Below are 23568 nucleotides of genomic sequence, written 5' to 3'. Positions count from 1 at the left end.
CAGCACCACCCAGGACGCCGCCGGCGACCCGGCGGCGCGCCGCGTCAGGCGGGCTCGCCGACGGCGAACGGCGCCAGGTAGGGGCGGAGCACGGCGGCCCAGGCGAGGTAGCCCGCGGGGGTGATGTGCAGCCCGTCGCGGGTGTAGTCGTTCCGGATCACGCCGGCGTCGTCGGCGAAGGTGGGCCAGAGGTCCACGTACGTCGCCCCGTGCCGCGCGGCGGCCTCCTCGTTCAGCGCGTTGATCTCCCGGAGCCGGTCGCGGAAGAGCTCGGTGCGGGGGAGCAGGCTGTTGACCAGGAGCAGCGCGTCCGGCGCCAGCGCGCGGATCCGTCGGATGATCTCCTCGGTGCGCTCGGCGACCTGCTCGACACCGCGCAGCTCCCGTGGGCCGTGCAGGTCGTTGGTGCCGATCAGCAGCGAGACCGCCAACGGATCGTTGATCGCGCTCTCGACCCGTTCGAGGAGGTCGTAGGTCCCCTCGCCGCCGATGCCTCGGTTGGTGGTGGGCAGCTCCGGCAGCAGGTCGGACCACAGCCCGCCCTCGGTGAGGCTGTCGCCGATGAAGAGGACCCGTCGCGGCGGCACGCCGACGACCTCGAAGTGGCGGCGGCGAGCCGCCCCCATCCGACCCTTGACCATGGGGCGGAGCATCGGGATCAGGATGCTGTAGACCTTGTCGGAGTTCATGTCCTCGCCCCTGTCGTGGCGTCCTGCAGCGGACGCCTGGCCCTTACTGGAAGATGATGGTGCCATGAGCGGGAACCGCATCGAGCAGCTGCCCACGCGCCTGCTGGCGCGGGCCTACGCCCGCGCGCAGGCCATCCGCATCGAGGCCTACGCGGAGGCCGGGACGACCGGGTACCAGGCCCGCCTGCTGGCCTCGCTGACCGACGAGGGCGACGCCTCGCAGGCCGAGCTGAGCCGCCGTACGAGCATCGACCCCTCCGACGTCGTGGCCGCCGTCGGCGAGCTGGTGGCCCGTGGCTTCGTCTCGCGCGCCCGGGACCCCCAGGACGGGCGCCGCAACATCGTCTCCGCGACCGCCGAGGGCGAGGCGGAGCTCGAGCGGCTCGAGAAGATCGCCGGCGCGGTGCAGGACCGGTTCCTGGCACCCCTCACGACCGGCCAGCGCACCCAGCTGGCCAACCTGCTGACCAAGCTCACCGAGCAGGCCTAGCCGGTCGCGGGGCAGGCCCTCAGCTACGCGTCGCGAAGCCCTGCGCGACCCCGGTCATCGTCATCAGCCGGGTGACCGCCCGTGGCGGGTGGTAGAGCATCAGCTGCTTGCCCGCCAGCTGGAGGGCGTGCCCGCAGTGCTCCAGCGCGCGGAGGCCGGCGACGTCGCAGAAGGTGACTCCCTCGAGGTCGACGACCACGAGGTCACCGGGGCAGTGTGCGGCCTCGATCGCGTCGAGGGCATCGGTCAGCAGGTGGTGCGAGTCGAGGTCGAGCTCGCCGACGAGACGGACGAGCGGAAGGTTGGGCGCGAACTGGATGCGGACGTCGAGGATCGCCGATGACGCCGGGTCGGGGTTGGTTGCCGAGGTGGTGACGGACATGGGAGCCAGAGCTCCTCACTGAAAGAATTCCCGAGTGGTGCGATGGGAGGATCGCTCGGCTGTTTTCCCAACCACTTCGACAGTACGCCTGGTGTCAAGCGTCCACCAACACCACGCCGTTCGGGGGCGCCCGGGGGCTGCCGGGGGTCCCAGGACCCTCGGGCCCGACCGGCCGGTCCGGCCTGGCGCGACCTGACCACCCCCGCGAGGAGGTCGGTCAGACCCTCGCGGAAGAGGCCGGCCGGGCGGTGTACCCGGCCCAGCCTGGAGGGGTGACACCCCGTACCGCCCTTGCCCTGGCCGCCGCCCTGGTCGCCGTCCCGGTCGCCGTCGCCGGTGCGAACGGCGGGCCGGCGGTCGCCGACGACGTACCGCCGGACGGGCCGGGGACCGCGGGGCCGCCGTACCACTACGCGACCGCGCTGATGGGGCAGTACTCGCTCGTCCCGCTGCCCGACCAGGCGATGATCACCCGCACCCGGCACGGCTACGTCTACCGCGCGGGCCAGCAGGACAGTCACCTCACGATCACGTTGACCGCCGACGGCCTCGAGTACGCCGACACGGGCACCGAGCGCTTCAAGAGGCTGCCGCGCGCCTGCCGGCGCCTGGAGGCCGACGCCGGGGTCGCGGCGGTGTGCCGGGTGCCGGCGTGGGTGGGGGTCGACCAGCCGCTCCTGGTCGAGGTGTGGCCGCGGCTCGGTGACGACTACGTGGACGGCTCGACGCTGCCGGAGAGCGTGGCGATGACGGTGCTCGCCGACGCCGGCGACGACGTCGCGCTCCTCGGCGCGGGGCCGGACTTCTTCAACGGGTTCACCGGCCGCGACCAGGTGTGGGGCGGGGGCGGCGACGACTGGGTGCGGACCGGTCCGGACGCCGACCTGGTGTGGGGCGGCGACGGCGCCGACCAGCTGGTCGGCACCGACGGCAAGGACACCTTCTACGGCGAGGGCGGCGACGACCGTGTCGGCGGTGGCGCGGGCGACGACCGCCTGGACGGCGGGCCGGGCGCGGACCGCGTGCTCTGCGAGGGCGGCCGTGACACCGTCACCACCGACGGCGCGGACCGGCTGCGCTCGTGCGAGTCGCTCATCCCCGGGTGACGCGGCGCTCCAGCGCGTGGGCGAGCAGGACGGCCGCGGGGCCGATCCGGTGCCCGAGCCGCAGGCAGCCGTCCGGCGCCTGGTCCTGGGCGGACCCGCCGACGGCGACGAGGACGCCCGGACGGGCCTCGCCGACCGCGGCCACCACGGCGGCGGTGGCCTCGGCGTCCTCGGCGGTCGGCACCGCGAGCACCACGCAGTCGGGACGCTGCGCGCCGACCGCGGCGCTCCAGTCCGCGACCGGCACGTCGGCGCCGAGGAAGGTGGTGACCAACCCCGCGCGGCGGGCAGCGGTCGCGAAGGCGAGGAGCCCGATGTCGTGGCGCGAGCCGCAGGGGAGCCCGAGGACCACGCGCGGGCCGGACTCCAGGGAGGCCGCAGCCTCGAAGGTCATGGCGAGCCGACGCACCACCGCGTTGGCGGCGAGGTGCTCGGCGGCGACGCTGACCCTGCCGGACTCCCAGGCGGCCCCCAGCTCCCTCAGCGCGGGGAGCAGCCAGCCGTCCACGACCCGCTCGAAGGTGGCGTTGCCGAACTGCTCGTCGAGCAGCGCGCCGATCGCGGCGGCGTCGTAGTCGGCGGCGGCGGCCACGAACCGGTCGGTCGCCCCCTCGGGTGAGAGCGCCTCCCCGGGGGTGACCGGCTGCGGACGGGCGGCCCGCATCCGGACCTCCTCCGCGGCCGCGCGTACCGACCACCCGCGGTCGACCAGGTCGCGCATCGCGCGCAGCCGGCGGACGTCGTCGTCGTCGTACAGGCGGTAGCCGTGCTCGCTGCGCCGGGACGCGCCGACGCCGTAGCGGCCGTCCCACGCGCGGAGGGTGGAGACGCTCGTGCCGACGAGCTCGGCGGCGCGCTTGATCGGGTACATCACACCTTCTACGAACCTTTGACAGACCTTCGACAAACACTCTACTCTCTGAAGGTGTTCCTGTCCCCGGAAGACGCTCGGCCGATGCTCCCGTGGTCGTCGCGACGGTGCGGGCGATGACGGCGGTCCTGTGGTTGCGACGTGACCTCCGGCTGGCCGACCACCCCGCCCTGGTCGCGGCGGCGGGGGAGGGCCCGGTCCTGCCGCTCTTCGTGCGCGATCCCCGCCTGGCCCGGGTTGGCGGGGCCCGACGCGCACGGCTGGAGGCGTCGCTCGACGCATGGCGCGCGTCGAGCGACGGGGCACTGGTCGTCCGCGAGGGTGACCCGCGCAAGGTCGTGGCCGAGGTGGCCGCGGAGGTCGGGGCGCAGAGCGTGCACGTGTCTGGGGAGTTCACGCCGTACGCCCGCGCGCGCGACGGTGACGTCGCCCGGAGCCTCGACCAGTACGGCGTCCCGCTGGTCGCAGGCGGGACGCCGTACGCCGTCCGACCGGGCACCCTGCGCACCGGCGGCGGCACCCCCTACCGCGTGTTCACCCCCTTCGCGCGGGCCTGGCGCGACCACCCGGTCGAGCCGCCCGCTGCGAGGCCGGACGGGCTGCGGTGGCGGCGTACCGTCGACGGCGTGGACCTCGACGAGAGGCTGGTGGAGCGGGGCCGCTCGTTCGGTCCGGTCGGCGAGGTCGCGGCACTGGAGCGGTGGCAGGAGTTCCTGGACGACGGCCTGCACGACTACGCCGAGGCGCGCGACCGGCCCGACCTCGACGGCACCAGCCGGCTCTCGGTCCACCTCAAGCACGGGGAGATCCACCCGCGCACGCTGCTGGCCGACCTGCGCCGAGGTCGCCGCGGGCAGTCCGACGGGGCACGCTCCTTCATGGACGAGATCGCCTGGCGCGAGTTCTACGCCGACGTCCTGTGGCACTCCCCGCAGTCCGCGTGGGGCGATCTGCGCGGAGAGCTGTCGGACATGCGCTACGACTCGGGCCGGTCCGTCGAGGAGCTGGTCGACGCCTGGCGCGAGGGCCGCACCGGCTTCCCGGTCGTGGACGCCGGCATGCGTCAGCTGCTCGAGACCGGCTGGATGCACAACCGGGTGCGGATGGTGACCGCGAGCTTCCTCGTCAAGGACCTGCACGTGTGGTGGCCGGTCGGCGCCCGCCACTTCCTCGACCACCTGGTCGACGGCGACCTGGCCTCCAACAACCACGGGTGGCAGTGGGTCGCCGGCACCGGCACCGACGCGTCGCCGTACTTCCGCGTCTTCAACCCGATCACCCAGGGCAAGCGGTTCGACCCCGACGGCGACTACGTGCGCCGCTGGGTGCCCGAGCTGCGCCACCTCTCCGGCAAGGCCGCGCACGAGCCGTGGCGACACGACGACGGCTACGCGGAGGGCTACCCGGAGCCGGTCGTCGACCACGACGAGGAGCGGCGCGAGGCGCTCGACCGCTACCAGGAGGTGCGGGGCCGATGAGCGGGGAGGAGGTGCTCGTCGCCGGCGGCACCGGGTTCGTCGGCCGCCGGCTGGTGCCGGCGTTGGTGGAGTCGGGTCGCACCGTGCGCGTGATGACCCGGCGGCCGGAGGAGTACGACGGCCCGGGCACCGCCGTGGGCGGCGACGTCTCCGACGCCGCCTCCGTGGAGGAGGCCCTCGCGGGCACGTCCGCGGCCTACTACCTCGTCCACTCCCTCGGCTCCGACGACTTCGAGTCCCGCGACGCCGCCGCCGCGGCCACCTTCGGCGCGGCCGCCGGAGCCGCGGGTGTCGGCCAGGTCGTCTACCTCGGCGGCCTCGGCGACGACACCGACGAGCTCTCGCCGCACCTGCGCAGCCGGCGCGAGGTGGAGGGGCTGCTCGGCAGCGGCGGCGTGCCGGTCACGGTGCTGCGGGCGGGGATCATCGTCGGGCACGGCGGCATCTCCTGGGAGATCACCCGCCAGCTCGTCGAGCACCTGCCCGCGATGGTCACGCCGCGCTGGGTGCGCACCCGCACCCAGCCGATCGCGATCGACGACGTGGTGCGCTACCTCGTCGGTGTCCTCGGCCACCCCGACGCCCTCGACCGGGTCTTCGAGATCGGCGGTCGCGACGTGCTCGCCTACGCCCAGATGCTCAAGAGGGTGGCGGCCATCTCCCACCGGCCGCTCCCGATCGTGCCGGTCCCGCTGCTCACACCGGGTCTCTCCTCGTTGTGGCTCTCGCTCGTGACCGATGTCGACGTGCGCACCGGGCGCAACCTGATCGACTCGATGGTCAACGAGGTGGTCGTGCGCGACCCCGCCGTCCGCGAGGTCGTGCCGTTCGAGCCCATGGGCTACGACGACGCCGTCAAGGCCGCGCTCGAGGAGCGGCTGGAGGTGCTGTGACCCCCGATCGACGGCGCGGGCTGCGCCGCGGCGCCGCGGTCGCGAGCTGGTGCGCCGGCACCGGCCTGCTGCGCTCCTCGCTGGCCTCCCCGCCCGGCTCGCGCGACTTCTACGCCGGCACGGCGGGCGTCGCGGGCATCTGGGTGGCCGGCGCGGGGCTGACCGCACCCGGGCGTCGCGAGGGCGGCGGGCTCCGCCACCCGGTCGGCACGCCGCTGGCGATCGCCGGCGGCTCGTTCGTGGCCTTCTACGCCGCGGCCCTGGTCGCGCGCCGCATCCCGCCGCTGGAGTCCGCGATCCGACGGGTGCTGGCCCACGCCGTCGAGGGTGACACCCGGCTGGTGCTCGTCACCACGCTCGCGACGGGAGTGGGGGAGGAGCTCTTCTTCCGCGGCGCCTGGTACGACACCCTCGGGGGCCGCCACCCGGTCCTCTCCTCGACGATCTCCCACGCCACCTCGACGGCGGCCACCGGCAACCCGGCGCTGACGCTGGCGTCGGTCGCGATGGGCGGGCTGTTCGGCCTGGAGCGCCGGGCCTCGGGCGGGGTGGTCGCGCCGGCGATCACGCACGCGACCTGGTCGGCGCTGATGGTGCGGTTCGTGACGCCGCTCTTCGCCGAGCCGACGCCGGCCGTCACCCCTGGGGCAGGCCGGTCCCGTGCCGCTGGAAGTCGAGCAGGTGCTCGTTCTCGTAGGCGATCCGGTCGGCGGAGCCCTCGAGCTCGCGGAACATCTGCTTGATCCGCCGCACGCCGGGCGCCGACTGTCGTGCGACGTCGGCGGCCAGCTCGAGGGCGGCAGTCTCGGCCTCCTCGGCGGCCGCCGTGCGGTGGAGGAGCCCGAGCGCGTCGGCCTCGGCCATGCCGACCGGACGCCCGGTGTAGACGAGGTCCTTCGCGCGGGAGAGGCCGACCAGCCCCGTCAGGCGCGCGGGGCCGACCGGCACGCCGAGCCGCGCGCCGGCCCAGGCCAGCTTGAGGTTGTCGCCGCCGACGCGCAGGTCGCAGCCGGCGACGATCTCCGCGCCGGCGCCCACGCAGTTGCCGACGCAGACCGCGATCGTCGGCACCGGCACCTCGTCGATGAGGCGGTACATCCGCGCGAACTCCTCCATCCGCCGCACGCCGCCCGCAGCGTCGAGGCTCTCGCCGACGTCGGCGCCCGCGCACAGCGCCGTGGTCGAGGTCGTCGAGACGACGACCACGCGGAGGTCCGGGTCCTGGGCCAGCTCGTCGAGAGCCGCGTTGACCAGCCGCAACGTGGCGGTGTCGAGCGCGTTGCGCTTGTCGGGGCGGTTGATCCGCAGCACCTCGATGCCGTCGGGGAGGCGTTCGCGCAGGAGGGCAGTCACGGACCGCGATCGTAGCGGCAGGCGTCAGTCCTGGATGCGCGGGAACGGCTGCTCGGACTCCAGCAGGTAGCCGAGCTCGAGCAGGGTGCGCTCGTCGCCGTGCGCGCCCGACAGGTGCACCCCGACGGGGAGGCCGTCCGGCGACAACCCCGCCGGCACCGACAGAGCGGGTGCGCCCGCGACGTTGTGGAGGGGAGTGAAGGACACGTAGGCCCGCAGCCGCTCGAGCAGCTGGTCGAAGGGCTGCGCCGGGGACAGGTGGCCGAGCCGCGGTGGGGTGTGGGCCAGCACCGGCGACAGCACGACGTCGTGCTCGGTCAGCCAGCGGGCGTAGGTCTGTCGCACCCGGCGCAGGCGCACGAGCGCGGCCGGCGTGCGGTGCGGGGAGCGGCGGTGCAGCGCCTTCAGGCCGAGGGTGAGGCCGTCGGCCCTCGCGGTGTCCCAGGACCGGTCGAGGTGCAGCCTGCCTGTGGTGGTGACCAGGTCGGCGAGCATCGCCCAGTACTGCAGGAAGTCCGCAGCGAACTGTTCGCCCACCGGCGCCGTCGCGGGCGTCACGGCGTGCCCGGCCTTCTCCAGGAGCGACGCGGTGCGTTCCACGGCTGCCCGGGTCGCCTCGTCGATCGGGGCTCCCGTCGGGCTCTCCAGGAGTACGCCGACCCGCAGCTGTCGCTGCGCAGGACCGAGCACGTGGCCCACCGCCGGCAGGGTCGGGGTGCGCCGGTGACGCTCGGCGGCGGCGAAGAAGGCCGCGGTGTCGCGCACCGTGCGGGTGACCACGCCCTCGCCGATGATGTTGATCGGGAGCGTGCGGGTGTCCTCGCTGTCGACGAACCGCCCGACGGTCGGCTTGAGCCCGACCAGACCGGCGCAGGCGGCCGGGATCCGGATCGACCCACCGCCGTCGTTGGCGTGCGCGATCGGCACGGCCCCGGCCGCGACGAGCGCTGCGGAGCCTCCGGAGGAGGCGCCCACCGAGTGCTCGGTGTGCCACGGGTTGCGGACCGGGTCGTCGCTCATGTACTCGGTCGTGGCGTTGAAGCCGAACTCGGGCAGCCGGGTCTTGCCGAGCACGGTCACGCCGGTCGACAGCAGCTGGGCGGTGAAGCGGCCGTCCCGCTTCGCGGGCGCCCCGGTGTAGGCGGTGCTGCCGTTCTGGGTGGGCAGCCCGGCGAGCAGCACGTTGTCCTTGACGAAGGTCGGCACCCCGGTGAGCGCGCCACCCGGGCCGGCGGCGTGCCGCGGCTCGTCGTAGCTGGCGACGACGGCGTTGAGCTCCGCGACGCGACGCACCCGCTCGGCGGCGGCGCGGGCGAGCTCGTCGGCACTGACCTCGCGAGCCGCGACCTGGCGCGCGAGCTCGACGGCGTCGTGGTCGGCGAGGGCGTCGTCGGCGAAGGCGTGGACTCGGGACATGCGTGCTCCTGGGAAGTCTGGAAGAACTTCCAGAGACTGTAGAAGATCTTCCAGACCCTGTCTACGATGAGGTCCCATGAGTGCTCGGCGTCACGGTCCCAGCGCCCGGGCCCGTCGTGAGGCGCTGCTGCGGGCCACCGTCGAGGTGACCGCCGAGCTCGGCGTGGCGGGGGTGACGCACCGCGCGGTGACCGAGCGCGCCGGTCTGCCGCTCGCGACGGTCAGCTACTTCTTCTCCTCCATCGACGAGCTCGCGGGAGAGGCGCTGCGCACGTTCATGGCCGAGGAGCAGCAGACCCAGGCCGCGCTCGCCGACGACCTGGCGGTCGCGGAGATGACCGCGGACGAGGCCGGCCGCGCGTTCGCGCTGGCGGCCGCTCCGCGGCTGCCCGAGACCCTCGCGCTCTTCGAGGCGCTGCTCCACGCGGCTCGCCACCCCGAGCTCCGGGAGGCGGTGGCCGACGCCCTGGCCGCCGCCCGGTCCGTCGCGACCGCCGGTCTCGCCGTGCTCGACACCCCCGAGCCCGAGCGCCTCGCGCCGGCGATGACCGCCCTCGCCCACGGGCTGGCGCTGCACCGGCTGGCCGAGCCGGGATGCATCGACGAGGAGGGGACCTACCGGGCCCTGCGCGCGTTGCTGCTGGGGCACCTGCTCGACAACGGCCACGAGGAGCTCGCGCTGGAGCTGGCCCGCGGCTGACCAGCCCAGGGAGCAGCCCGGGGGTCAGCCCAGGATGGCTGCGACCTCGGACGAGGCGTAGAACGGCTCGAGCCGGGACCGGATGATCCTCTCGAGGGCCCCGCTCTCGTCGAGCAGGCCGACCAGCGTGGGCGCCGCCCGCACGATGTCGTCGCGCAGGTCGACGCGGTCGAGCTCGAGCTGCTCGAGGAGCTCGGTCGCCGTGTAGCCGCCGAAGTGGTCGAGGAAGGCGTCGACGAGCACACCGGACAGCTGGCGGGCCTGCTCGCTCTCGAGGGCGGAGGCGACCAGCTCGTGGACGGCGTCGACGACGTCGCCGATCTCCTCGCGCGACGCGTGCCGGTCGAGACCGGTGACCTTCTCGGCCGCGACGACGTCCCAGGCCTGCAGGATCGCATCGCGGGTGGTCGGGTCCTGCATGGTCTCGACGATGATCCGGCTGAGGCGTCGTACGGCGAAGGCACCGCTCTTGCCGACGGTGTCGCCCAGCAGTCCCTCGAACTGCCGGTCGGCGGCGCCGACCACCTTCGCCGCGGTGCTGGTGCCGAAGGACATCAGGGTGCCGAGCCCGGGCACCTTGTCGGTCACGGCCTTGTTGGCCTGCAGCACCTCGCCGACGATCCGGCCCATGAACCGGGTCGCGACGGTGCCGATGAGCGGGCTGTCGGCGAGCTGGGACAGTGCGCGGTCGAGCACCGGGCTGAGTGCGAGCAGCGCGTCGACCAGGTCCGCCACCCGCTCGCGCTCGACGAGGTCGCTGAGCGGCGCGGGCTCGGCCGGCCCGGCCCGCACGACGTCGAGCACCAGCTCGATGACGCCGCTGACCGCGGGGCTGCGCGGCACCGTGGAGAGCGCACGGGCGACCACGTCCTTGACGAGGTCGGCGTCGACGAGGTCGGCGACCTGGTGCTGTCCGGCGGCGTCGAGCAGGTCGTCGGCGAGCGACGTCGCGGTGGCCGTCAGCCGGTCGCCGCGCAGCTCGGCGAGGTGGTGGGCGACCTGGGCGTCGAGCAGCTGCTGGGCGAGCTTCGAGGGTTGCGCTGGCACAGCAGGAGCGTAGGGGGCGCGGTGGCGCGGCAGGTCAGCCGTCCGAGCGCGGGTGCGCCGCCAGGTAGGACCGGGCGCTCATCCCGTGCCACCTCCGGAACGCCTGCGAGAAGCTCGAGACCTCGACGTAGCCCAGGCGGTGGGAGATCTCGGCGACGGTGAGGCTGCCGGAGACGAGCAGCTCTGCGGCCAGGCCCGCACGGACCTCGTCGGTCAGGATCCGCACCGAGGTCTCCTCCGCGGCGAGCCGGCGGCGCAGGGTGCGCTCGCCGAGGTTGAGGGCGGCGGCCACCTCCGGCGCCGACGGCGGGTGCCGCAGCCCCGCGACGATGATGTCGCGGACCTGGCCCGACAGGCCCGCGCGCCGCCGACGACGGTCCAGCAGGAGCCGGCACTGGTCCTGGGCCAGCGCGGAGGTGTGCTCGTCGGCCTGGGGGAGCCGGGCCTCGAGGGTGGTGGGGTCGAAGACCACCGCGTTGCGCTCGGCCCCGAAGGTGGGCTCCGTGCCGAAGACCTCGCGGTAGCGCTCCTCGGTGCCGGGGACGGGCTCGTGCTGGAAGGTGACCTCGCGGAAGCGGGCACCTCGGCCGAGGACCTCCTCGAGGATGACCTGCACGGCGGCGAGGTCGCGCTGGACCACGAACCGCGCGACGTCGGCCGGCTCGTCGGGCTCGTGGAAGACCATGCGGAGGTGCCCCGCGTCGTCGACGTCGGGACGAGGCGCGGTGAGCGCCGACGTGAGGTCGATGAAGCGCATCCCGATGTCGACGGCCTCCTGCACGGTGGAGGCGCTCACGAGGGCGAAGCCCCAGATGCCGAAGGTCGTCAGGTGGTAGCGCAGGCCGGCGTCCAGGCCCCAGGTGGACGCCGGTCCGGCCCAGGCGGCGAGGTTGCGGATGACCTGCATCTCGGCGGCCGCGGTCGACTCCCGGTCGGGCGACTCCAGGTCGTCCACGACGAGGCCCGACCCGGCCAGCGCTGCATCGGGGGACAGTCCCCGCTCGACGGCCAGCCGCACCAGGAGCAGGGTGCCCATGGCGGGTCGTCGGGAGTCCGGGGCCGGCCAGGTGGGTGCCTCCGGAGTGATCATGTGTCCGAATCTAGTAACTCTGTGGCCGGTGGTCACCTGTGGGGGCAGGTGGGACCGGTTCTAGTTTCGCGACGTGCCCCGTCTCTACCTCGCCTCCGTGCGTGACCTCGTGGTCACCGTGCTGGGCCGTCGACAAGCCCCTCGCGCGCACGGCTGACTAGGTTGGGCCCATGTCGGTCCTGATGTCGCGGCGTGACCTGGAGTTCCTCCTCTACGAGTGGCTCGCCGTCGAGCGGCTGACCGAACGCGAGCGCTACGCCGAGCACTCGCGCGACACCTTCGACGCGGCGCTCGACCTCGCGGCCGGCATCGCCACCGAGCACTTCGCGCCGCACAACAAGCTGGTCGACTCCCACGAGCCGACCTTCGACGGCGAGCGCGTGCACCTGGTGCCGGAGGTGGCCAAGGCGTTGGACGCCTACTTCGCCTCGGGCCTCATCGCCGCGTCGATGGACGAGGAGGTCGGCGGCGGTCAGCTGCCCCACGTGGTCGCGAGCGCGCTGATGACGTGGTTCCAGGCCGCCAACGTCGGCACGTCGGGCTATCCGTTCCTGACGATGGCCAACGCCAACCTGCTGCTCACGCACGGCACCCCCGAGCAGGTCGACACCTGGGTGCGGCCGATGCTGGAGGGCCGCTACCTCGGCACGATGTGCCTCTCCGAGCCGGGCGCGGGATCCTCGCTCGCCGACGTCACCACCCGCGCCGAGCCGCAGCCCGACGGCAGCTACCGCCTGTTCGGCAACAAGATGTGGATCTCGGCCGGGGAGCACGACCTCTCCGACAACATCGTGCACCTGGTGCTGGCGCGGGTCGCGGGTGCGCCCGACGGCGTGAAGGGGCTCAGCCTGTTCATCGTCCCGAAGGTGCTGCCCGGCGGCACCCGCAACGACGTCACCCTGGCCGGGCTCAACCACAAGATGGGCTATCGCGGCACCACCAACACCCTCCTCAACTTCGGGGAGCGCGGCGGCGCGGTGGGCGACCTGGTGGGGGAGGAGGGCCGCGGCCTGGCGCTGATGTTCCACATGATGAACGAGGCCCGGATCGGGGTCGGGCTCGGCGCCACGGCGCTGGGCTACACCGGCTACCTCAAGTCGCTGCGGTACGCGAAGGAGCGGGTCCAGGGCCGGCCCGCGGGCTCGTCGGGCGCGGCGGTGCCGATCGTCGAGCACGCCGACGTCAAGCGGATGCTGCTCGCGCAGAAGTCGTACGTCGAGGGCGCGCTCGCGCTGGTGCTCTACTGCAGCCGCCTGGTCGACGAGGAGAGGACGGCCGCGACGCAGGAGGCGCGCGAGGCGGCCCACCTGTTGCTCGACGTGCTGACGCCCGTCGCGAAGAGCTGGCCCTCGCAGTGGTGCCTGGCGGCCAACGACCTGGCGATCCAGGTGCACGGCGGCTACGGCTACACCCGCGACTACGACGTCGAGCAGCACTACCGCGACAACCGGCTCAACCCGATCCACGAGGGCACGCACGGCATCCAGGCGCAGGACCTGCTCGGTCGCAAGGTGGTGATGCAGGGCGGCGCCGGGCTCGGCGCGCTGGTCGCAGCGGTCGAGGACACGCTCGCCCGTGCCGGTGACCACGAGCACGCCCCGGCCCTGCGCGCCGCGATCGGCCGGGTCGTCGAGGTGACGCAGGCGATCTGGGCGCCCGGCGACCCGGTGCTCGGCCTGGCCAACGCCTCGCTCTACCTCGAGGCGGTCGGGCACACGGTCATCGCCTGGATGTGGCTGGAGCAGCTGCTCGCCGCCGACGGCCGCGAGGGTGACTTCTACGACGGCAAGCGCGCCGCCGCGGCGTACTTCTACCGCTACGAGCTGCCCCGCACCGGTCCGCAGCTCGACCTGCTGGCGACGCTCGACCGGACCACCCTGGACACGCCCGCCGACTGGCTCTGACGCCCGCGCGTCAGGTCAGAGACGGACCACCGACTTGCCGAGGGTGCGGCGCTCGTCCATCTCGACCAGCGCGTCGCCGACCTGGTCGAGGGCGTAGACCGTGCCGATCGGCGGGTCGATCACGCCCGACTCCATCATCGGCAGCAGGCGCTCCCACTGGGCGGACATGTAGCCGGGCCGGACCATCGCGAAGGCACCCCAGCCCACGCCGCGGACGTCGATGTTGTTGAGCAGCAGCCGGTTGACCTTCACCGCGGGGATCGCGCCGCCGGTGAACCCGACCACGAGCAGGCGGCCCTGCGGTCCGAGGCAGCGCAGTGCGTCGGTCATCAGCGGCTCGCCGACGACGTCGAGCACCACGTCGACGCCCTCACGGCCGGTCAGCTCCTTGACCGCGGGCAGGAAGTCGGGCCCGACGACCGCCTCGTCGGCGCCGGCCCGCAAGGCGAATTCCGCCTTCTCGTCGTTGGAGACGACCGCGATGACCCGGGCGCCGAGCCCCTTGCCGACCTGGATGGACGCGGTGCCGACGCCGCCGGCCGCGCCGGTGACCAGCAGGGTGCCGCCCTCGGTCAGCGCGCCGCGGGTGGCGAGCGCGAACTCCGCGGTCAGGTAGTTCATGGGGATCGCCGCACCCTGCTCGAAGCTGTAGCGATCGGGCAGCGGGAACACCGACTCGGGGTGGATCGAGACCAGGTCGGCTCCGCCGCCGTACGGCAGGCAGCAGGCGACCCGCTGTCCCTCCGTCAGCCCGCTGCCGCCGGGCGCCGCGCGGACGACGCCGGCGAAGTCGACGCCGAGCTGGAACGGGAGCTCCGGCTTGATCTGGTACTCGCCCTTGGTCTGCAGGAGGTCGGGCCACGAGATCCCGAGCGCCTTGACCTCCACCAGGACCTGTCCGGCCTGGGCCACGGCGTCGGGGACGTCCTGGATCGTGACGCCGCTGGGGCCGTCGAGGGCGGTGACTTGGACAGAGCGCATGCGGTGACGATAGGGCGTTAGCGTGTCGCCGTGATCACCCTGCCCCTCCAGATCGCCCGTCGCGCCTCGCAGGAGGCGCTCTACGCCTCCTGGGCCTTCCGACGCGGCGTGATCGGCATCGACCCTCCCTGGAAGGTCGCCCAGCTGGGCGCGGCGCTGTGGCGCCACGGGATGCTCGGCGCGATCCCCGCGATGGCCTCGATCCGCCACGGGCGCGACCAGGCGGCGGTCATCGACGAGCTCGGCACGATGACCTACGGCGAGCTCGACGACGCCGTCAACGCCCTCGCCAACCACTGGCTGTCGCTGGGTCTGGGCCCGGGCGACGGCGTCTCGATCCTCGCGCGCAACCACCGGTGGTTCTTGGTCGCGACCTACGCCGCCGCACGCTGCGGCACGCGCATCGTGCTGCTCAACACCGACTTCGCCGGTCCGCAGATCCGCGACGTCGCGGCCCGCGAGGGCACCGACTTCCTCGTGCACGACGACGAGTACGGCGACCTGCTGGCCGAGGTCGGGACCCGGCTGGGCCGGCTGCGCGCCTGGACCGAGGACGCGACCGAGCGCGGCGCCGACACCCTGGCCGGCGTGGTCGCGAACGGCGACTCCTCGCCCGCTCCGCGGGCCGGTCAGGAGCCCAAGATCGTGCTGCTGACCAGCGGCACCACGGGCACGCCCAAGGGCGCACCCCGCGCGGCGGAGGGCAGGTCGCTCGCGCCGATCGGCGCCCTGCTCTCGAAGGTGCCGTTCGAGGCCAAGGGCACCGTGGTGCTGCCCGCGCCGATGTTCCACACGCTCGGCTTCGCCCAGGCGTTGCTCAACGGGGGGCTCGGCGCGACCCTCGTCGTCCGCCGGCGGTTCGATCCCGCGCTGGTGCTGCAGGACCTCTCCGACCACCGGGCGACCGGCATGGTCGCCGTGCCGGTGATGCTGCAGAAGATGGCCGAGCTGGGCGAGGACGCCTTCGCCGAGGCCGACCTGACCCACCTCAAGGCGATCTTCGTGGCCGGCTCGCAGCTCGGCGCCGAGCTCGCCGTGAGGGCCACGGCGCTGTTCGGGCCGGTCCTGCACAACATGTACGGCTCGACCGAGGTCGCCTACGCCACCATCGCCACCCCGGAGGACCTCGCGGCCGAGCCGGGCTGCGTGGGCCGCCCGGTGCTGGGCACGACCGTCAAGCTGTTCGACGACCGGGGCAGGGAGGTGCCCACCGGCACGACCGGTCGGATCTTCGTCGGCAACGACTTCCAGTTCGAGGGCTACACCGGCGGTGGCGACAAGGACCGCATCGACGGCCTGATGTCGACCGGGGACGTCGGACACTTCGACGCCGCGGGCCGGCTCTTCGTCGACGGCCGCGACGACGACATGATCGTGTCCGGCGGCGAGAACGTCTTCCCGGGCGAGATCGAGGAGCTCCTCTTCGGCCACGAGGCCGTCCGTGAGGCCGCCGCCATCGGCGTGCCGGACGAGCGCTTCGGTCAGCGCCTGCGCGCGTTCGTCGTGCTCCACGACGGAGCCGAGCTCACCGCTGACGACGTCAAGGCCTACGTCGCCGGCAACCTCGCGCGCTACAAGACCCCGCGCGACGTGGTGTTCCTCGACGAGCTCCCGCGCAACCCCACCGGGAAGGTGCTCAAGCGCGAGCTGTCCGAGAGGGAGGTGTGAGCTCCACGACGCGCCTGTCGGATCGGTCACGGTCCGTTCGTAGCACTGGTGAGAGGCGCCGACGTACGGCGCCCGGCCACCCCAGGAGATCACCGATGCCCCACGCACAGCCGGTCGCGCGCCGCATGTTCGACCTGACCGAGCCCATCGCGCTGGTCAACTTCTTCGCCGACGAGCCCAACGAGGCGATGGCGGAGCTCGGCTTCGACAACTACTGGGACGGCTACTTCGCCGGCCGTTCCGCACCGTTCGGCCGGGTGCCGGCCGCGGTGGTCGACGCGGCCTTCTACAACTTCGGGCCCGGCGAGGTGGCCCGGCACCTGCCGAAGGTCTGGGGGACCACGACGCCCGAGGCGGCCCACGCCGCGCGGGAGAGAGGCTGCCTCGAGGGTCTCCGGCGGATCCTCGGCGACCTCGCCGGGTCCGGCGGCCTCCCGCGCGCCGCCGAGCTGCTCGCGAAGGCGTCGACGAGCGCCCCCGTCCACGGACGGGTCATGTACGCCGGCCTGCGCGCGCTGCCCCTGCCGACCGAGCCCTGGGCGCTCCTGTGGCACGCCGCCAACATGCTGCGCGAGCACCGCGGCGACGGCCACGTCGTCGCGCTCGTCTCCGAGCGGATCGGCGGGCTCGAGGCGCACGTGCTGAGCGCGCTCGACATGGGGATCCATCCGCCGGAGTCCTTCGGCCGGATCCACCACCTGCCCGCCACGCTGCTGGCCGAGGTGATGGGCGGTCTGCGGGACCGCGGCCTGGTCGACACCGAGGGTCGTCTCACGCCGGAGGGGCGGGCCACCAAGGACCGGATCGAGGCACTGACCGACGCGCTCGCCGAGGCGCCGTACGACGGCCTGACCCCTGCCGAGCTCGACGAGCTGGTCACCCTCCTCGAGCCGCTCGCCCGGCGCTGTCAGGAGGCGTGGTCGGAGTAGCCCGCCGCCCGCGCGAGCACGCTGTCGAGCATCGGCTCGGTGAGCCGGCCGGTGAAGGTGTTCTGCTGGCTGGGGTGGTAGCAGCCGAGCAGGGTCACCGACCGGCCGTCGCCCTCCAGCGTGGCCTCGACCCCGTGGCCGAACCGCGGCTTGGGCCGGGCCGCCGACCAGCCGAGGCCGGCGTACGCCCGCAGCGTCGCGTCCCAGCCGTAGCCGCCCAGCGCCACCACCACGCGGACGTGCTCGGCGAGGAGGCCCAGCTCGGCCTCGATCCACGGCGAGCAGGTGTCGCGCTCGGTGGTCGTCGGCCGGTTCTGCGGTGGCGCGCACCGCACGGTGGCGACGACGCGGGTGTCGACGAGCTCCAGGCCGTCGGCGGCGTGGACGCTGGTGCCTTGCGTGGCGAGGCCGACGCGGTGCAGCGAGGCGAAGAGCCAGTCACCGCTGCGGTCGCCGGTGAAGACGCGGCCGGTGCGGTTCGCACCGTTGGCCGCGGGCGCCAACCCGACGACCAGGATGCTCGGGGTCGCCGAGCCGAACCCCGGGATCGGCCGGCCCCAGTAAGGCTCGTCGGCGTACGACGCCCGCTTGGTCTCGGCCACGTCCTCGCGCCAGCGGACCAGCCGCGGGCAGGCGCGGCACACGCTCACCCGGGCGTCCAGCTCGCCGAGCGCGACGCCCCGCGCCCCGCGGCGCACCTGGGCGGCCGTCCGGGCGACCGGTGTCGCGGCGGTCGCGGGGTCGCCCGGCCAGCCCGTGCCCGGCGGCACCGGCGACGGGAACGGCCGACCGGTCGCCGGGTGGGGCAGCACGTCGTCGCTCACGGGCCCATCCTCCCCGCCCCGCAAGCGGGCCGCGCGGGCACGCCTGGGACCCTGGTCGGGTGACGTCGACGCAACCGCGGGCGGTCGGCCGGTGGGCCTGGCCGCTCGTCGCCGACCTGCTGTGCGTGCTCGCGCTCGCGGCCGGGGGCAAGAGCTCGCACGAGCCGGGTGACTCCGCGTGGGTCGTGCTGGTCATCGTGTGGCCGTTCGCCCTCGCCGTCCTGGCGGCGCACGTGGTCCTGCTCGCGCGCGGCGCGTCGACCCGGCGGATCGTGCCGGAGGGCCTCACGGTCCTCGTGGTCGCCTACGGGCTCGGGATGCTGCTGCGCGGGCTCTCGGGTCGGGGCCTGGCTCCCGGCTTCCTCGTGGTGGCGGCGGTCTTCCTCACCGTGACCGTGCTGGGGTGGCGGGCGGTGGCGCGGCTCGTCGCGGCGCGACGGTCACCCTGACACAGCCTCGGCATTGTGCGATCGGCCAACGCGGGGCGCCGTTCTTGGCTGTCCGGCGGGAGAAGTGGGCGATCTCGTTGTGCGAACGTCTGGACATGGAGAACTGGAAAGACAAGAAGCGGTACCTCTGGATCCTCGGACTCGTGGTGCCGGTGCTGCCGCTCGTCGGCCTGTCGCTGCTACAGGGCACGGGCTGGGGCGGGTTCCTCTGGATCACGCCCGTCGCGTTCTTCGTCGTGATCCCGCTGCTCGACCTCGTCACCGGGTACGACGACACCAACCCGCCCGACGAGGTCATCGAGGCGCTGGAGAACGACCGCTACTACCGGTGGGTGACCTACCTCTACCTTCCCGTGCAGTACGCCGGCTTCGTCCTCGCGATGTGGTACCTCGCGACCGCTGATCTCTCCGTGGCGGACAAGGTCGGGATGGCGATCTCGATCGGCACCGTTGCGGGCGTGGCGATCAACACCGCCCACGAGCTGGGCCACAAGAAGGAGAGCCACGAGCGCTGGTTCTCCAAGATCGCGCTCGCGCAGAGCTTCTACGGCCACTTCTTCATCGAGCACAACCGGGGCCACCACGTGCGCGTCGCGACGCCGCTCGACCCGGCGTCGAGCCGTCTCGGTGAGAGCCTCTACCGGTTCTGGCCGCGCACCGTCTCGGGGTCGCTCAGAAGTGCGTGGCGCCTGGAGAGGAAGCGCTACGCGCGGAAGGGCCAGCACCCGTTCCGGCCCGGCAACGACGTGCTCAACGCCTGGGCGATGTCGGTGGTCCTCTGGGGCGTGCTGGTCGTCTGGCTCGGTGTCGGCATCCTGCCCTTCCTGCTCCTGCAGGCGGTCGTCGGCTTCTCGCTCCTCGAGGTCGTCAACTACATGGAGCACTACGGGATGCTGCGCCAGAAGGTCGGCGCCGAGGGCCGGCAGCGCTACGAGCGGGTCACCCCGGCGCACAGCTGGAACTCCAACAACATCGCCACCAACGTGCTGCTCTACCACCTGCAGCGCCACAGCGACCACCACGCCAACCCCACCCGGCGCTACCAGACGCTGCGCGACTTCAAGGAGGCTCCGGTCCTTCCGACCGGCTACACCGGGATGATCGTCGTCGCGCTCGTCCCGCCGCTGTTCCGGCACATCATGGACAAGCGCGTGGTCGCGCACTACGACGGCGACCTCAACCTGGCCAACGTGCAGCCGGGCAAGCGGGCGCAGCTCGAGCGCCGCTTCCCGCAGGAGGCGCGCCGGGCGGTCGGCACCACCGTCGACCCGACGGCGCAGGTCTTCACCCAGGAGGTGCTCGCGGCCCGCTGCCCGGGGTGCGGGTACACCTACGAGGTCGAGGCGGGCAACGAGCTCGAAGGGTTCGCCGCAGGCACGGCCTGGAGCGACGTCCCCGACGACTGGTGCTGCCCCGACTGCGGGGTCCGCGAGAAGGTCGACTTCGTGCCGCTCGACTACTCCGAGGCGAGGAAGGCGTCGTAGTAGCGCAGGGCCAGCTCCGTCTCGGTCGGCGCGTCGTAGGCGCGCCGGCCGAGCAGCTCCTCGGCCTGGTTGACCCGGTAGCGCACGGTGTTCTTGTGCACCGAGAGCCGGGTCGCGGCCTCGTCGACGCTGCCGCTGGCGAGCAGCGCGCTGAGCGTCTGGCGCAGCCGGGTGGGTGTCTCGGCCGGATCGGCGAGCGGCCCGAGGGTCCGCGCGACGAACCGGCGCGCGGCCTCGGGTGACGCGGTCAGCAGGGTCAGCAGCTCGACGTCGGCGAAGAGGGTCACCGGCGCGGGACGGGTCGCCAGGAAGGCCACCCGCTGGGCCTCCTGGGCCTCGTGGTGGGAGAGCCGGAAGCCTGCGAGGCCCTCGGCCGGCGTGCCGACGGCGACGGAGACCTTCCGTTGCGCCAGCCACGGAGCCGCCGCCGCCAGCGAGGCCAGGTCGGGCGGCTGCCGGGTGCCGAGCCAGGACCACAGGTCCCGCCCACCCGGGTGGGCGATGAGTGGTCGCACCCCGGCGACGCGCGCCAGCTCGTGGGCCGCGGCGGCCAGCTCCGGGATCGCCTCGAAGTCCTCGGTGTGCAGCAGCAGTGCGGTGTTGAAGCCCGAGAGCGGGTGCCCGCCCAGCCGGGCGGAGAGCTCCTTGGGGTCGCCGCCGGCCCCACCCAGGATCTCGCGTACTACGTCCAGCCGCTGCGCGTCCGCGCCCTGCCGCACCCGGTCCTGCTCGTCCTGGAAGACCTCGACGGACGCCTCGACGCTGGCGTCGAGCCAGGCACTGGCCCGGCTCCAGAAGAGCACCAGGACCTCGGCGGGGTCGACGTCGTACCCGCCGGCCGAGGCGGTCACCGTCGTCGCGTAATCCCACACCGCCTGCTGGGCGATCCGGTAGACCTGGAAGAGCGCGGTCGCGGGGTAGCGGCGGCGCGCGAGCTCGGCGGCGATCTCTGCGGCGGGTCGCACCAGGCGGTGCCCGGCGGGATCGGCGAGATCGGCCAGGAACGCCAGCCACTGCGCGCGCACGGTCTCGGCGACCGCGCGCGCCAGGGCGGGGTCGTCGTCGATGTCGGGGTTGGCGGCGAGCGTTGCCGCGGCGACCCGGCCGACCCAGTCCTCGACGGCACCGGGAGCCGACTCGCGGGCGACGAAGTCGGCGATCCACGCGTCGATGGCGGGCCGCTCGGACATGGTTCCCCTCTCGCTCGGCAGCAACGTAGCGGGTCCGCGCCTTCCGCGGTGGAGCCGTTGTGCGGACGCCCAAAGGGCCCCGTGGATGTTGGCGCGTCGTCACGAGTGCCGAAGAGGTCGGGTCGCCCAGACTCGTCGGCATGAACCAGGCCCTCAGCACCTACGTCCCGCTCTACGGCTTCATGCTGCTGCCGGTGTGGATCCCGGTCTTCTCGGTCTCGATCGGCTGGCTGCTCGACCGGTTCGGCGGCAAGGACGTCGACTCCGTCGCGGCACGCGTGGCCGCCGCCAAGGAGCAGACCCGCGCCGGACACGTCGCCGACCACCCGGTCGCCCTGCCCGAGGCGGCGTGATCCTGCCCCTTCCCGCCCTGGACGACTAGGTGACTACGCGCGTTTCCAGTTAGTCTGGGTCGCGTGCGCAAGGGCGACGACTTCGACATCCGCGACCACATCCCCGGTCCTGCGGGCTTCCTGGGCTCCGCGGCCAACGTGATCATGCAGCTCGGGTGGCCCGAGGTCGGCTACGGCGTGCTCGAGAGCAAGGTCGACAGCGGCAACGTGATGCTGCACCCGTGGAAGCGACTGCGCACCACGATCAGCTACCTGGTCGTGGCGCTCTTCGGCGACGAGGCCGACCGCGCGGCGTACCGCGAAGCCGTCAACCGCTCGCACGTGCCGGTGCACTCGGGTCCCGACAGCCCGGTGCGCTACAACGCGTTCGACCCCGGCCTGCAGCTGTGGGTCGCCGCCTGTCTCTACGTCGGGGTGCGTGACATGCGGCTGGCCTTCCTCGGTCCGATGGACGAGGCGACCGAGGACGCGCTCTACGCCTACTGCAGCCGGCTCGGCACGTCGCTCCAGGTCCCACAGGACCGGTGGCCGGCCGACCGGGTGGCCTTCGCGACGTACTGGGCCGAGGGGCTGGCCAGGGTGCGCTACGACGAGCCGGTGCGCCAGCACCTGCTCGCGATCGTCGACCTGCGGATGATCCCGCGGTGGATGCGGTGGGGCAACGCGTCGATCAACCGGTTGGCGACGGCCGGCTTCCTGCCGCCGGAGTTCCGTGACGCGATCGGCATCGCGTGGACCGCGAAGGACCAGAAGCGCTTCGACCGGTTGATCGGGCTCGGCCGCTTCGGCTCGCGCCTGCTCCCGCGCTGGGTGCGCATGCTGCCCGTCCGGCTCCAGCTCGCCGAGGTCCGGCTCCGGATCCGGCGCGGGTGGCGCCTGACCTGACGGACCGCGGGGCGTCAGACCATCTTGCGGAGCTGGTTGGTCGCCCGCATCGTCGCGACCACGGTCCCTTGCGCGTCCTTGATCTCCGTCTCCATGACGAAGTTCGACTTGCCGGTCTCCAAGGCCTCCGCGCGCACGCGCTCGATCTCCTCGGGAGCGATGGTGCCGCTCGCGCGGACGTCGCCGAGCCCCGGTCGCAGGTAGTTGATCTCGGCCGACTTCACCAGGGGCACGTAGCCCGCGAGCTCGCCGTCGAGGTCGAAGGACGCGCGCGGCACGATGCCGCCGAGGACCTCGCAGGCGGTGAACAGCGAGCCGGCGTAGAGCACGCCGAAGTGGTTGCCGTTGGGCCCGGCGGGCAGCTCGACGGTCGCGTGGCCGGGGCCGGCGTCGACGACGGTGATGCCCATGTGGCCGAGGATCGGGATCAGCTGGTGCATGGCCCGGGTCTCGGCCTCGAAGCTGCTCATCGCCCTGCTTCCTCCTGGGTCTGCGCCGCGCGGGCGTGCTCGGTGATCTCGCCGACGATCGCCGGCCAGAGAGGCTCGGGCAGGTCGTGGCCCATGCCGGGATAGGTGACCAGGCGCGCGCCGGGCACGGCGGCAGCGGTCTCGCGACCCCCGTCGGGCTGGATCAGCGGGTCGGCCTCGCCGTGGAGGACCAACGTCGGGAGCGCGAGCTCGCGCAGGCCGGGCCGACGATCGGGGGAGGCGAGGATCGCGGCGAACTGGCGCACCACGCCCTTCGGGTCGTTGCTGCGACGGAAGGACTCCTCGGCCATCGCGCGGATCCAGGCCTCGTCCATCGGGTAGCCGGGCGAGCCGATCACCCGGTAGGTGTCGACGGCCCGGTCCGCCGCCTCCTCGGCCGTCTGTGCCGACGGTGCGAGGAGCGCGGCGATCGCCTCGGGCGTGGGCTCGCCGACGTTCGCGGACGGGGTGGACATGATCGAGGTCAGGCTCAGCAGTCGCCCGGGGTGCCGCAGCGCGACCTCCTGGACGATCATGCCGCCCATCGACAGCCCGACCAGGTGCACGCGATCGAGACCCAGCGCGTCGAGGAGACCCGCGACGTCGTCGGCCATGTCCGCGAGGAGGTACGGCGCCTGCCGGTCGCCGCCTCCGCCGAGGTCGACCTCGGGCAGCTCCGCGTCGTGCAGGTGGGTGGACAGTCCGACGTCACGGTTGTCGAAGCGGACCACCTGGAAGCCGGTGTCGGCGATCGCCCGGCAGAAGCCGTCGGGCCAGCCGATCATCTGCGTGGCGATGCCCATCACGAGCACGACGGTGGGGTGGTCGGGCGAGCCGAAGGTCTCGTAGGCGATCGAGACCCGGCCGGCATCGGCGAGCGACGGCGACTGCATGGGTGAACCTTGCCAGTACCACT

At 73.3% G+C, this 23568-nt stretch carries 25 protein-coding genes; 13 read left to right on the top strand and 12 right to left on the bottom strand.

From position 1 onward, the window contains the following. Positions 1-44: 44 nt before the first annotated feature. On the bottom strand, positions 45-689 hold the full coding sequence (locus ACAX67_RS10060; RefSeq protein ID WP_370703711.1) for a GDSL-type esterase/lipase family protein: 645 nt from the start codon (positions 687-689) through the stop codon (positions 45-47). Positions 690-753: 64 nt separating this feature from the next. Between ACAX67_RS10060 and ACAX67_RS10055 the strand changes: the two genes are divergently transcribed. Next, positions 754-1179 carry a MarR family winged helix-turn-helix transcriptional regulator gene (locus tag ACAX67_RS10055; protein WP_370703710.1) on the top strand — a complete coding sequence of 142 codons (426 nt, stop codon included), beginning with the start codon at positions 754-756 and terminating at the stop codon, positions 1177-1179. A 19-nt stretch (positions 1180-1198) separates the two neighbouring features. Here the strand turns inward: ACAX67_RS10055 and ACAX67_RS10050 are convergent, their stop codons facing one another. Beyond that, positions 1199-1561 (bottom strand): STAS domain-containing protein, encoded by a 363-nt coding sequence (locus tag ACAX67_RS10050; protein ID WP_370703709.1) that lies wholly within the window; start codon positions 1559-1561, stop codon positions 1199-1201. Positions 1562-1833: 272 nt separating this feature from the next. Here ACAX67_RS10050 and ACAX67_RS10045 point away from each other — a divergent pair, with 272 nt between their 5' ends. Continuing rightward, a complete protein-coding gene (locus ACAX67_RS10045) occupies positions 1834-2667 on the top strand; it encodes a calcium-binding protein (protein WP_370703708.1) in 834 nt (277 codons plus the stop codon). On the opposite strand, the gene ACAX67_RS10040 is transcribed toward ACAX67_RS10045, so the two are convergent. Next, the gene (locus tag ACAX67_RS10040) at positions 2654-3538 is read right to left on the bottom strand and encodes a MerR family transcriptional regulator (protein WP_370703707.1); all 885 of its coding nucleotides are present in this window, start codon (positions 3536-3538) and stop codon (positions 2654-2656) included. The two genes, ACAX67_RS10045 and ACAX67_RS10040, sit on opposite strands and share 14 nt — an antisense overlap. A gap of 92 nt (positions 3539-3630) precedes the next feature. On the opposite strand from ACAX67_RS10040, the gene ACAX67_RS10035 reads away from it, so the two are divergent. Genes ACAX67_RS10035 through ACAX67_RS10025 form a run of 3 tightly spaced genes read left to right on the top strand, consistent with a single transcriptional unit; the run spans position 3631 to position 6652 of the window. Beyond that, positions 3631-5016 carry a cryptochrome/photolyase family protein gene (locus tag ACAX67_RS10035; RefSeq protein WP_370703706.1) on the top strand — a complete coding sequence of 462 codons (1386 nt, stop codon included), beginning with the start codon at positions 3631-3633 and terminating at the stop codon, positions 5014-5016. Further along, positions 5013-5909 carry an NAD(P)H-binding protein gene (locus ACAX67_RS10030; protein ID WP_370703705.1) on the top strand — a complete coding sequence of 299 codons (897 nt, stop codon included), beginning with the start codon at positions 5013-5015 and terminating at the stop codon, positions 5907-5909. The genes ACAX67_RS10035 and ACAX67_RS10030 overlap by 4 nt, the downstream gene beginning before the upstream one ends. Further along, on the top strand, positions 5906-6652 hold the full coding sequence (locus ACAX67_RS10025; protein WP_370703704.1) for a CPBP family intramembrane glutamic endopeptidase: 747 nt from the start codon (positions 5906-5908) through the stop codon (positions 6650-6652). The genes ACAX67_RS10030 and ACAX67_RS10025 overlap by 4 nt, the downstream gene beginning before the upstream one ends. Here ACAX67_RS10025 and ACAX67_RS10020 read toward each other — a convergent pair. Both ACAX67_RS10020 and ACAX67_RS10015 read right to left on the bottom strand, forming a co-directional pair. Further along, complete coding sequence (locus ACAX67_RS10020; RefSeq protein WP_370703703.1) at positions 6546-7262, bottom strand: enoyl-CoA hydratase/isomerase family protein; 717 nt, start codon at positions 7260-7262, stop codon at positions 6546-6548. The two genes, ACAX67_RS10025 and ACAX67_RS10020, sit on opposite strands and share 107 nt — an antisense overlap. A gap of 24 nt (positions 7263-7286) precedes the next feature. Further along, complete coding sequence (locus ACAX67_RS10015; protein WP_370703702.1) at positions 7287-8678, bottom strand: amidase; 1392 nt, start codon at positions 8676-8678, stop codon at positions 7287-7289. A 76-nt stretch (positions 8679-8754) separates the two neighbouring features. Here ACAX67_RS10015 and ACAX67_RS10010 point away from each other — a divergent pair, with 76 nt between their 5' ends. Next, positions 8755-9378 (top strand): TetR/AcrR family transcriptional regulator, encoded by a 624-nt coding sequence (locus ACAX67_RS10010; RefSeq protein WP_370703701.1) that lies wholly within the window; start codon positions 8755-8757, stop codon positions 9376-9378. A 24-nt stretch (positions 9379-9402) separates the two neighbouring features. Here ACAX67_RS10010 and ACAX67_RS10005 read toward each other — a convergent pair whose 3' ends face one another. Both ACAX67_RS10005 and ACAX67_RS10000 read right to left on the bottom strand, forming a co-directional pair. After that, a complete protein-coding gene (locus ACAX67_RS10005; RefSeq protein ID WP_370703700.1) occupies positions 9403-10425 on the bottom strand; it encodes an RNA methyltransferase in 1023 nt (340 codons plus the stop codon). A 34-nt stretch (positions 10426-10459) separates the two neighbouring features. Next, the gene (locus ACAX67_RS10000; protein ID WP_370703699.1) at positions 10460-11515 is read right to left on the bottom strand and encodes an AraC family transcriptional regulator; all 1056 of its coding nucleotides are present in this window, start codon (positions 11513-11515) and stop codon (positions 10460-10462) included. Between the two features lie 170 nt (positions 11516-11685). Between ACAX67_RS10000 and ACAX67_RS09995 the strand changes: the two genes are divergently transcribed. Next, positions 11686-13419, top strand: coding sequence for an acyl-CoA dehydrogenase (locus ACAX67_RS09995; protein ID WP_370703698.1), 1734 nt, complete (start codon positions 11686-11688; stop codon positions 13417-13419). Positions 13420-13434: 15 nt separating this feature from the next. Here ACAX67_RS09995 and ACAX67_RS09990 read toward each other — a convergent pair whose 3' ends face one another. Then, entirely contained in the window at positions 13435-14400 is a 966-nt protein-coding gene (locus tag ACAX67_RS09990) for an NADPH:quinone oxidoreductase family protein (protein WP_370703697.1), read from the bottom strand. 30 nt (positions 14401-14430) lie between these two features. Between ACAX67_RS09990 and ACAX67_RS09985 the strand changes: the two genes are divergently transcribed. Both ACAX67_RS09985 and ACAX67_RS09980 read left to right on the top strand, forming a co-directional pair. After that, the gene (locus tag ACAX67_RS09985; protein ID WP_370703696.1) at positions 14431-16068 is read left to right on the top strand and encodes an acyl-CoA synthetase; all 1638 of its coding nucleotides are present in this window, start codon (positions 14431-14433) and stop codon (positions 16066-16068) included. Between the two features lie 95 nt (positions 16069-16163). Further along, complete coding sequence (locus tag ACAX67_RS09980) at positions 16164-16997, top strand: SCO6745 family protein (RefSeq protein WP_370703695.1); 834 nt, start codon at positions 16164-16166, stop codon at positions 16995-16997. Here the strand turns inward: ACAX67_RS09980 and ACAX67_RS09975 are convergent. Next, on the bottom strand, positions 16976-17821 hold the full coding sequence (locus ACAX67_RS09975; RefSeq protein WP_370703694.1) for a uracil-DNA glycosylase: 846 nt from the start codon (positions 17819-17821) through the stop codon (positions 16976-16978). The genes ACAX67_RS09980 and ACAX67_RS09975 overlap by 22 nt on opposite strands. Before the next feature lie 59 nt (positions 17822-17880). Between ACAX67_RS09975 and ACAX67_RS09970 the strand changes: the two genes are divergently transcribed. After that, a complete protein-coding gene (locus ACAX67_RS09970) occupies positions 17881-18270 on the top strand; it encodes a DUF3054 domain-containing protein (RefSeq protein WP_370703693.1) in 390 nt (129 codons plus the stop codon). Positions 18271-18365: 95 nt separating this feature from the next. Next, entirely contained in the window at positions 18366-19754 is a 1389-nt protein-coding gene (locus ACAX67_RS09965) for a fatty acid desaturase (protein WP_370703692.1), read from the top strand. Here ACAX67_RS09965 and ACAX67_RS09960 read toward each other — a convergent pair. Then, entirely contained in the window at positions 19727-20944 is a 1218-nt protein-coding gene (locus ACAX67_RS09960) for a PucR family transcriptional regulator (protein WP_370703691.1), read from the bottom strand. The genes ACAX67_RS09965 and ACAX67_RS09960 overlap by 28 nt on opposite strands. 140 nt (positions 20945-21084) lie before the next feature. Here ACAX67_RS09960 and ACAX67_RS09955 point away from each other — a divergent pair, with 140 nt between their 5' ends. Together ACAX67_RS09955 and ACAX67_RS09950 are read left to right on the top strand one after the other, a co-directional pair. Next, complete coding sequence (locus ACAX67_RS09955) at positions 21085-21297, top strand: hypothetical protein (protein ID WP_370703690.1); 213 nt, start codon at positions 21085-21087, stop codon at positions 21295-21297. A gap of 63 nt (positions 21298-21360) precedes the next feature. After that, a complete protein-coding gene (locus ACAX67_RS09950) occupies positions 21361-22182 on the top strand; it encodes an oxygenase MpaB family protein (RefSeq protein WP_370703689.1) in 822 nt (273 codons plus the stop codon). A gap of 14 nt (positions 22183-22196) precedes the next feature. Here the strand turns inward: ACAX67_RS09950 and ACAX67_RS09945 are convergent, their stop codons facing one another. Both ACAX67_RS09945 and ACAX67_RS09940 read right to left on the bottom strand, forming a co-directional pair. Continuing rightward, complete coding sequence (locus ACAX67_RS09945) at positions 22197-22652, bottom strand: PaaI family thioesterase (protein WP_370703688.1); 456 nt, start codon at positions 22650-22652, stop codon at positions 22197-22199. Beyond that, positions 22649-23545: an alpha/beta fold hydrolase gene (locus tag ACAX67_RS09940; protein ID WP_370703687.1), complete on the bottom strand. Its 897-nt coding sequence runs from the start codon at positions 23543-23545 to the stop codon at positions 22649-22651. The genes ACAX67_RS09945 and ACAX67_RS09940 overlap by 4 nt, the downstream gene beginning before the upstream one ends. Positions 23546-23568: the final 23 nt, after the last annotated feature.

The organism is Nocardioides candidus, assembly GCF_041321175.1.
In the GTDB taxonomy this organism is placed as follows: domain Bacteria; phylum Actinomycetota; class Actinomycetes; order Propionibacteriales; family Nocardioidaceae; genus Nocardioides.
The sequence above is the reverse complement of the archived record's forward strand: the minus strand, read 5'-3'. Positions and strand labels throughout refer to the sequence as shown.

Excerpts from the sequence above, each read along its gene's own strand:
- ACAX67_RS09960 (WP_370703691.1), bottom strand. The coding sequence starts at position 20,944 with ATGTCCGAGCGGCCCGCCATCGACGCGTGGATCGCCGACTTCGTCGCC.
- ACAX67_RS10030 (WP_370703705.1), top strand. The coding sequence starts at position 5,013 with ATGAGCGGGGAGGAGGTGCTCGTCGCCGGCGGCACCGGGTTCGTCGGC.
- ACAX67_RS10060 (WP_370703711.1), bottom strand. The coding sequence starts at position 689 with ATGAACTCCGACAAGGTCTACAGCATCCTGATCCCGATGCTCCGCCCC.
- ACAX67_RS10015 (WP_370703702.1), bottom strand. The coding sequence starts at position 8,678 with ATGTCCCGAGTCCACGCCTTCGCCGACGACGCCCTCGCCGACCACGAC.
- ACAX67_RS09995 (WP_370703698.1), top strand. The coding sequence starts at position 11,686 with ATGTCGGTCCTGATGTCGCGGCGTGACCTGGAGTTCCTCCTCTACGAG.
- ACAX67_RS09940 (WP_370703687.1), bottom strand. The coding sequence starts at position 23,545 with ATGCAGTCGCCGTCGCTCGCCGATGCCGGCCGGGTCTCGATCGCCTAC.
- ACAX67_RS10010 (WP_370703701.1), top strand. The coding sequence starts at position 8,755 with ATGAGTGCTCGGCGTCACGGTCCCAGCGCCCGGGCCCGTCGTGAGGCG.
- ACAX67_RS09945 (WP_370703688.1), bottom strand. The coding sequence starts at position 22,652 with ATGAGCAGCTTCGAGGCCGAGACCCGGGCCATGCACCAGCTGATCCCG.
- ACAX67_RS09965 (WP_370703692.1), top strand. The coding sequence starts at position 18,366 with ATGGAGAACTGGAAAGACAAGAAGCGGTACCTCTGGATCCTCGGACTC.
- ACAX67_RS10050 (WP_370703709.1), bottom strand. The coding sequence starts at position 1,561 with ATGTCCGTCACCACCTCGGCAACCAACCCCGACCCGGCGTCATCGGCG.
- ACAX67_RS10055 (WP_370703710.1), top strand. The coding sequence starts at position 754 with ATGAGCGGGAACCGCATCGAGCAGCTGCCCACGCGCCTGCTGGCGCGG.
- ACAX67_RS09955 (WP_370703690.1), top strand. The coding sequence starts at position 21,085 with ATGAACCAGGCCCTCAGCACCTACGTCCCGCTCTACGGCTTCATGCTG.
- ACAX67_RS09990 (WP_370703697.1), bottom strand. The coding sequence starts at position 14,400 with ATGCGCTCTGTCCAAGTCACCGCCCTCGACGGCCCCAGCGGCGTCACG.
- ACAX67_RS09980 (WP_370703695.1), top strand. The coding sequence starts at position 16,164 with ATGCCCCACGCACAGCCGGTCGCGCGCCGCATGTTCGACCTGACCGAG.
- ACAX67_RS10040 (WP_370703707.1), bottom strand. The coding sequence starts at position 3,538 with ATGTACCCGATCAAGCGCGCCGCCGAGCTCGTCGGCACGAGCGTCTCC.
- ACAX67_RS10000 (WP_370703699.1), bottom strand. The coding sequence starts at position 11,515 with ATGATCACTCCGGAGGCACCCACCTGGCCGGCCCCGGACTCCCGACGA.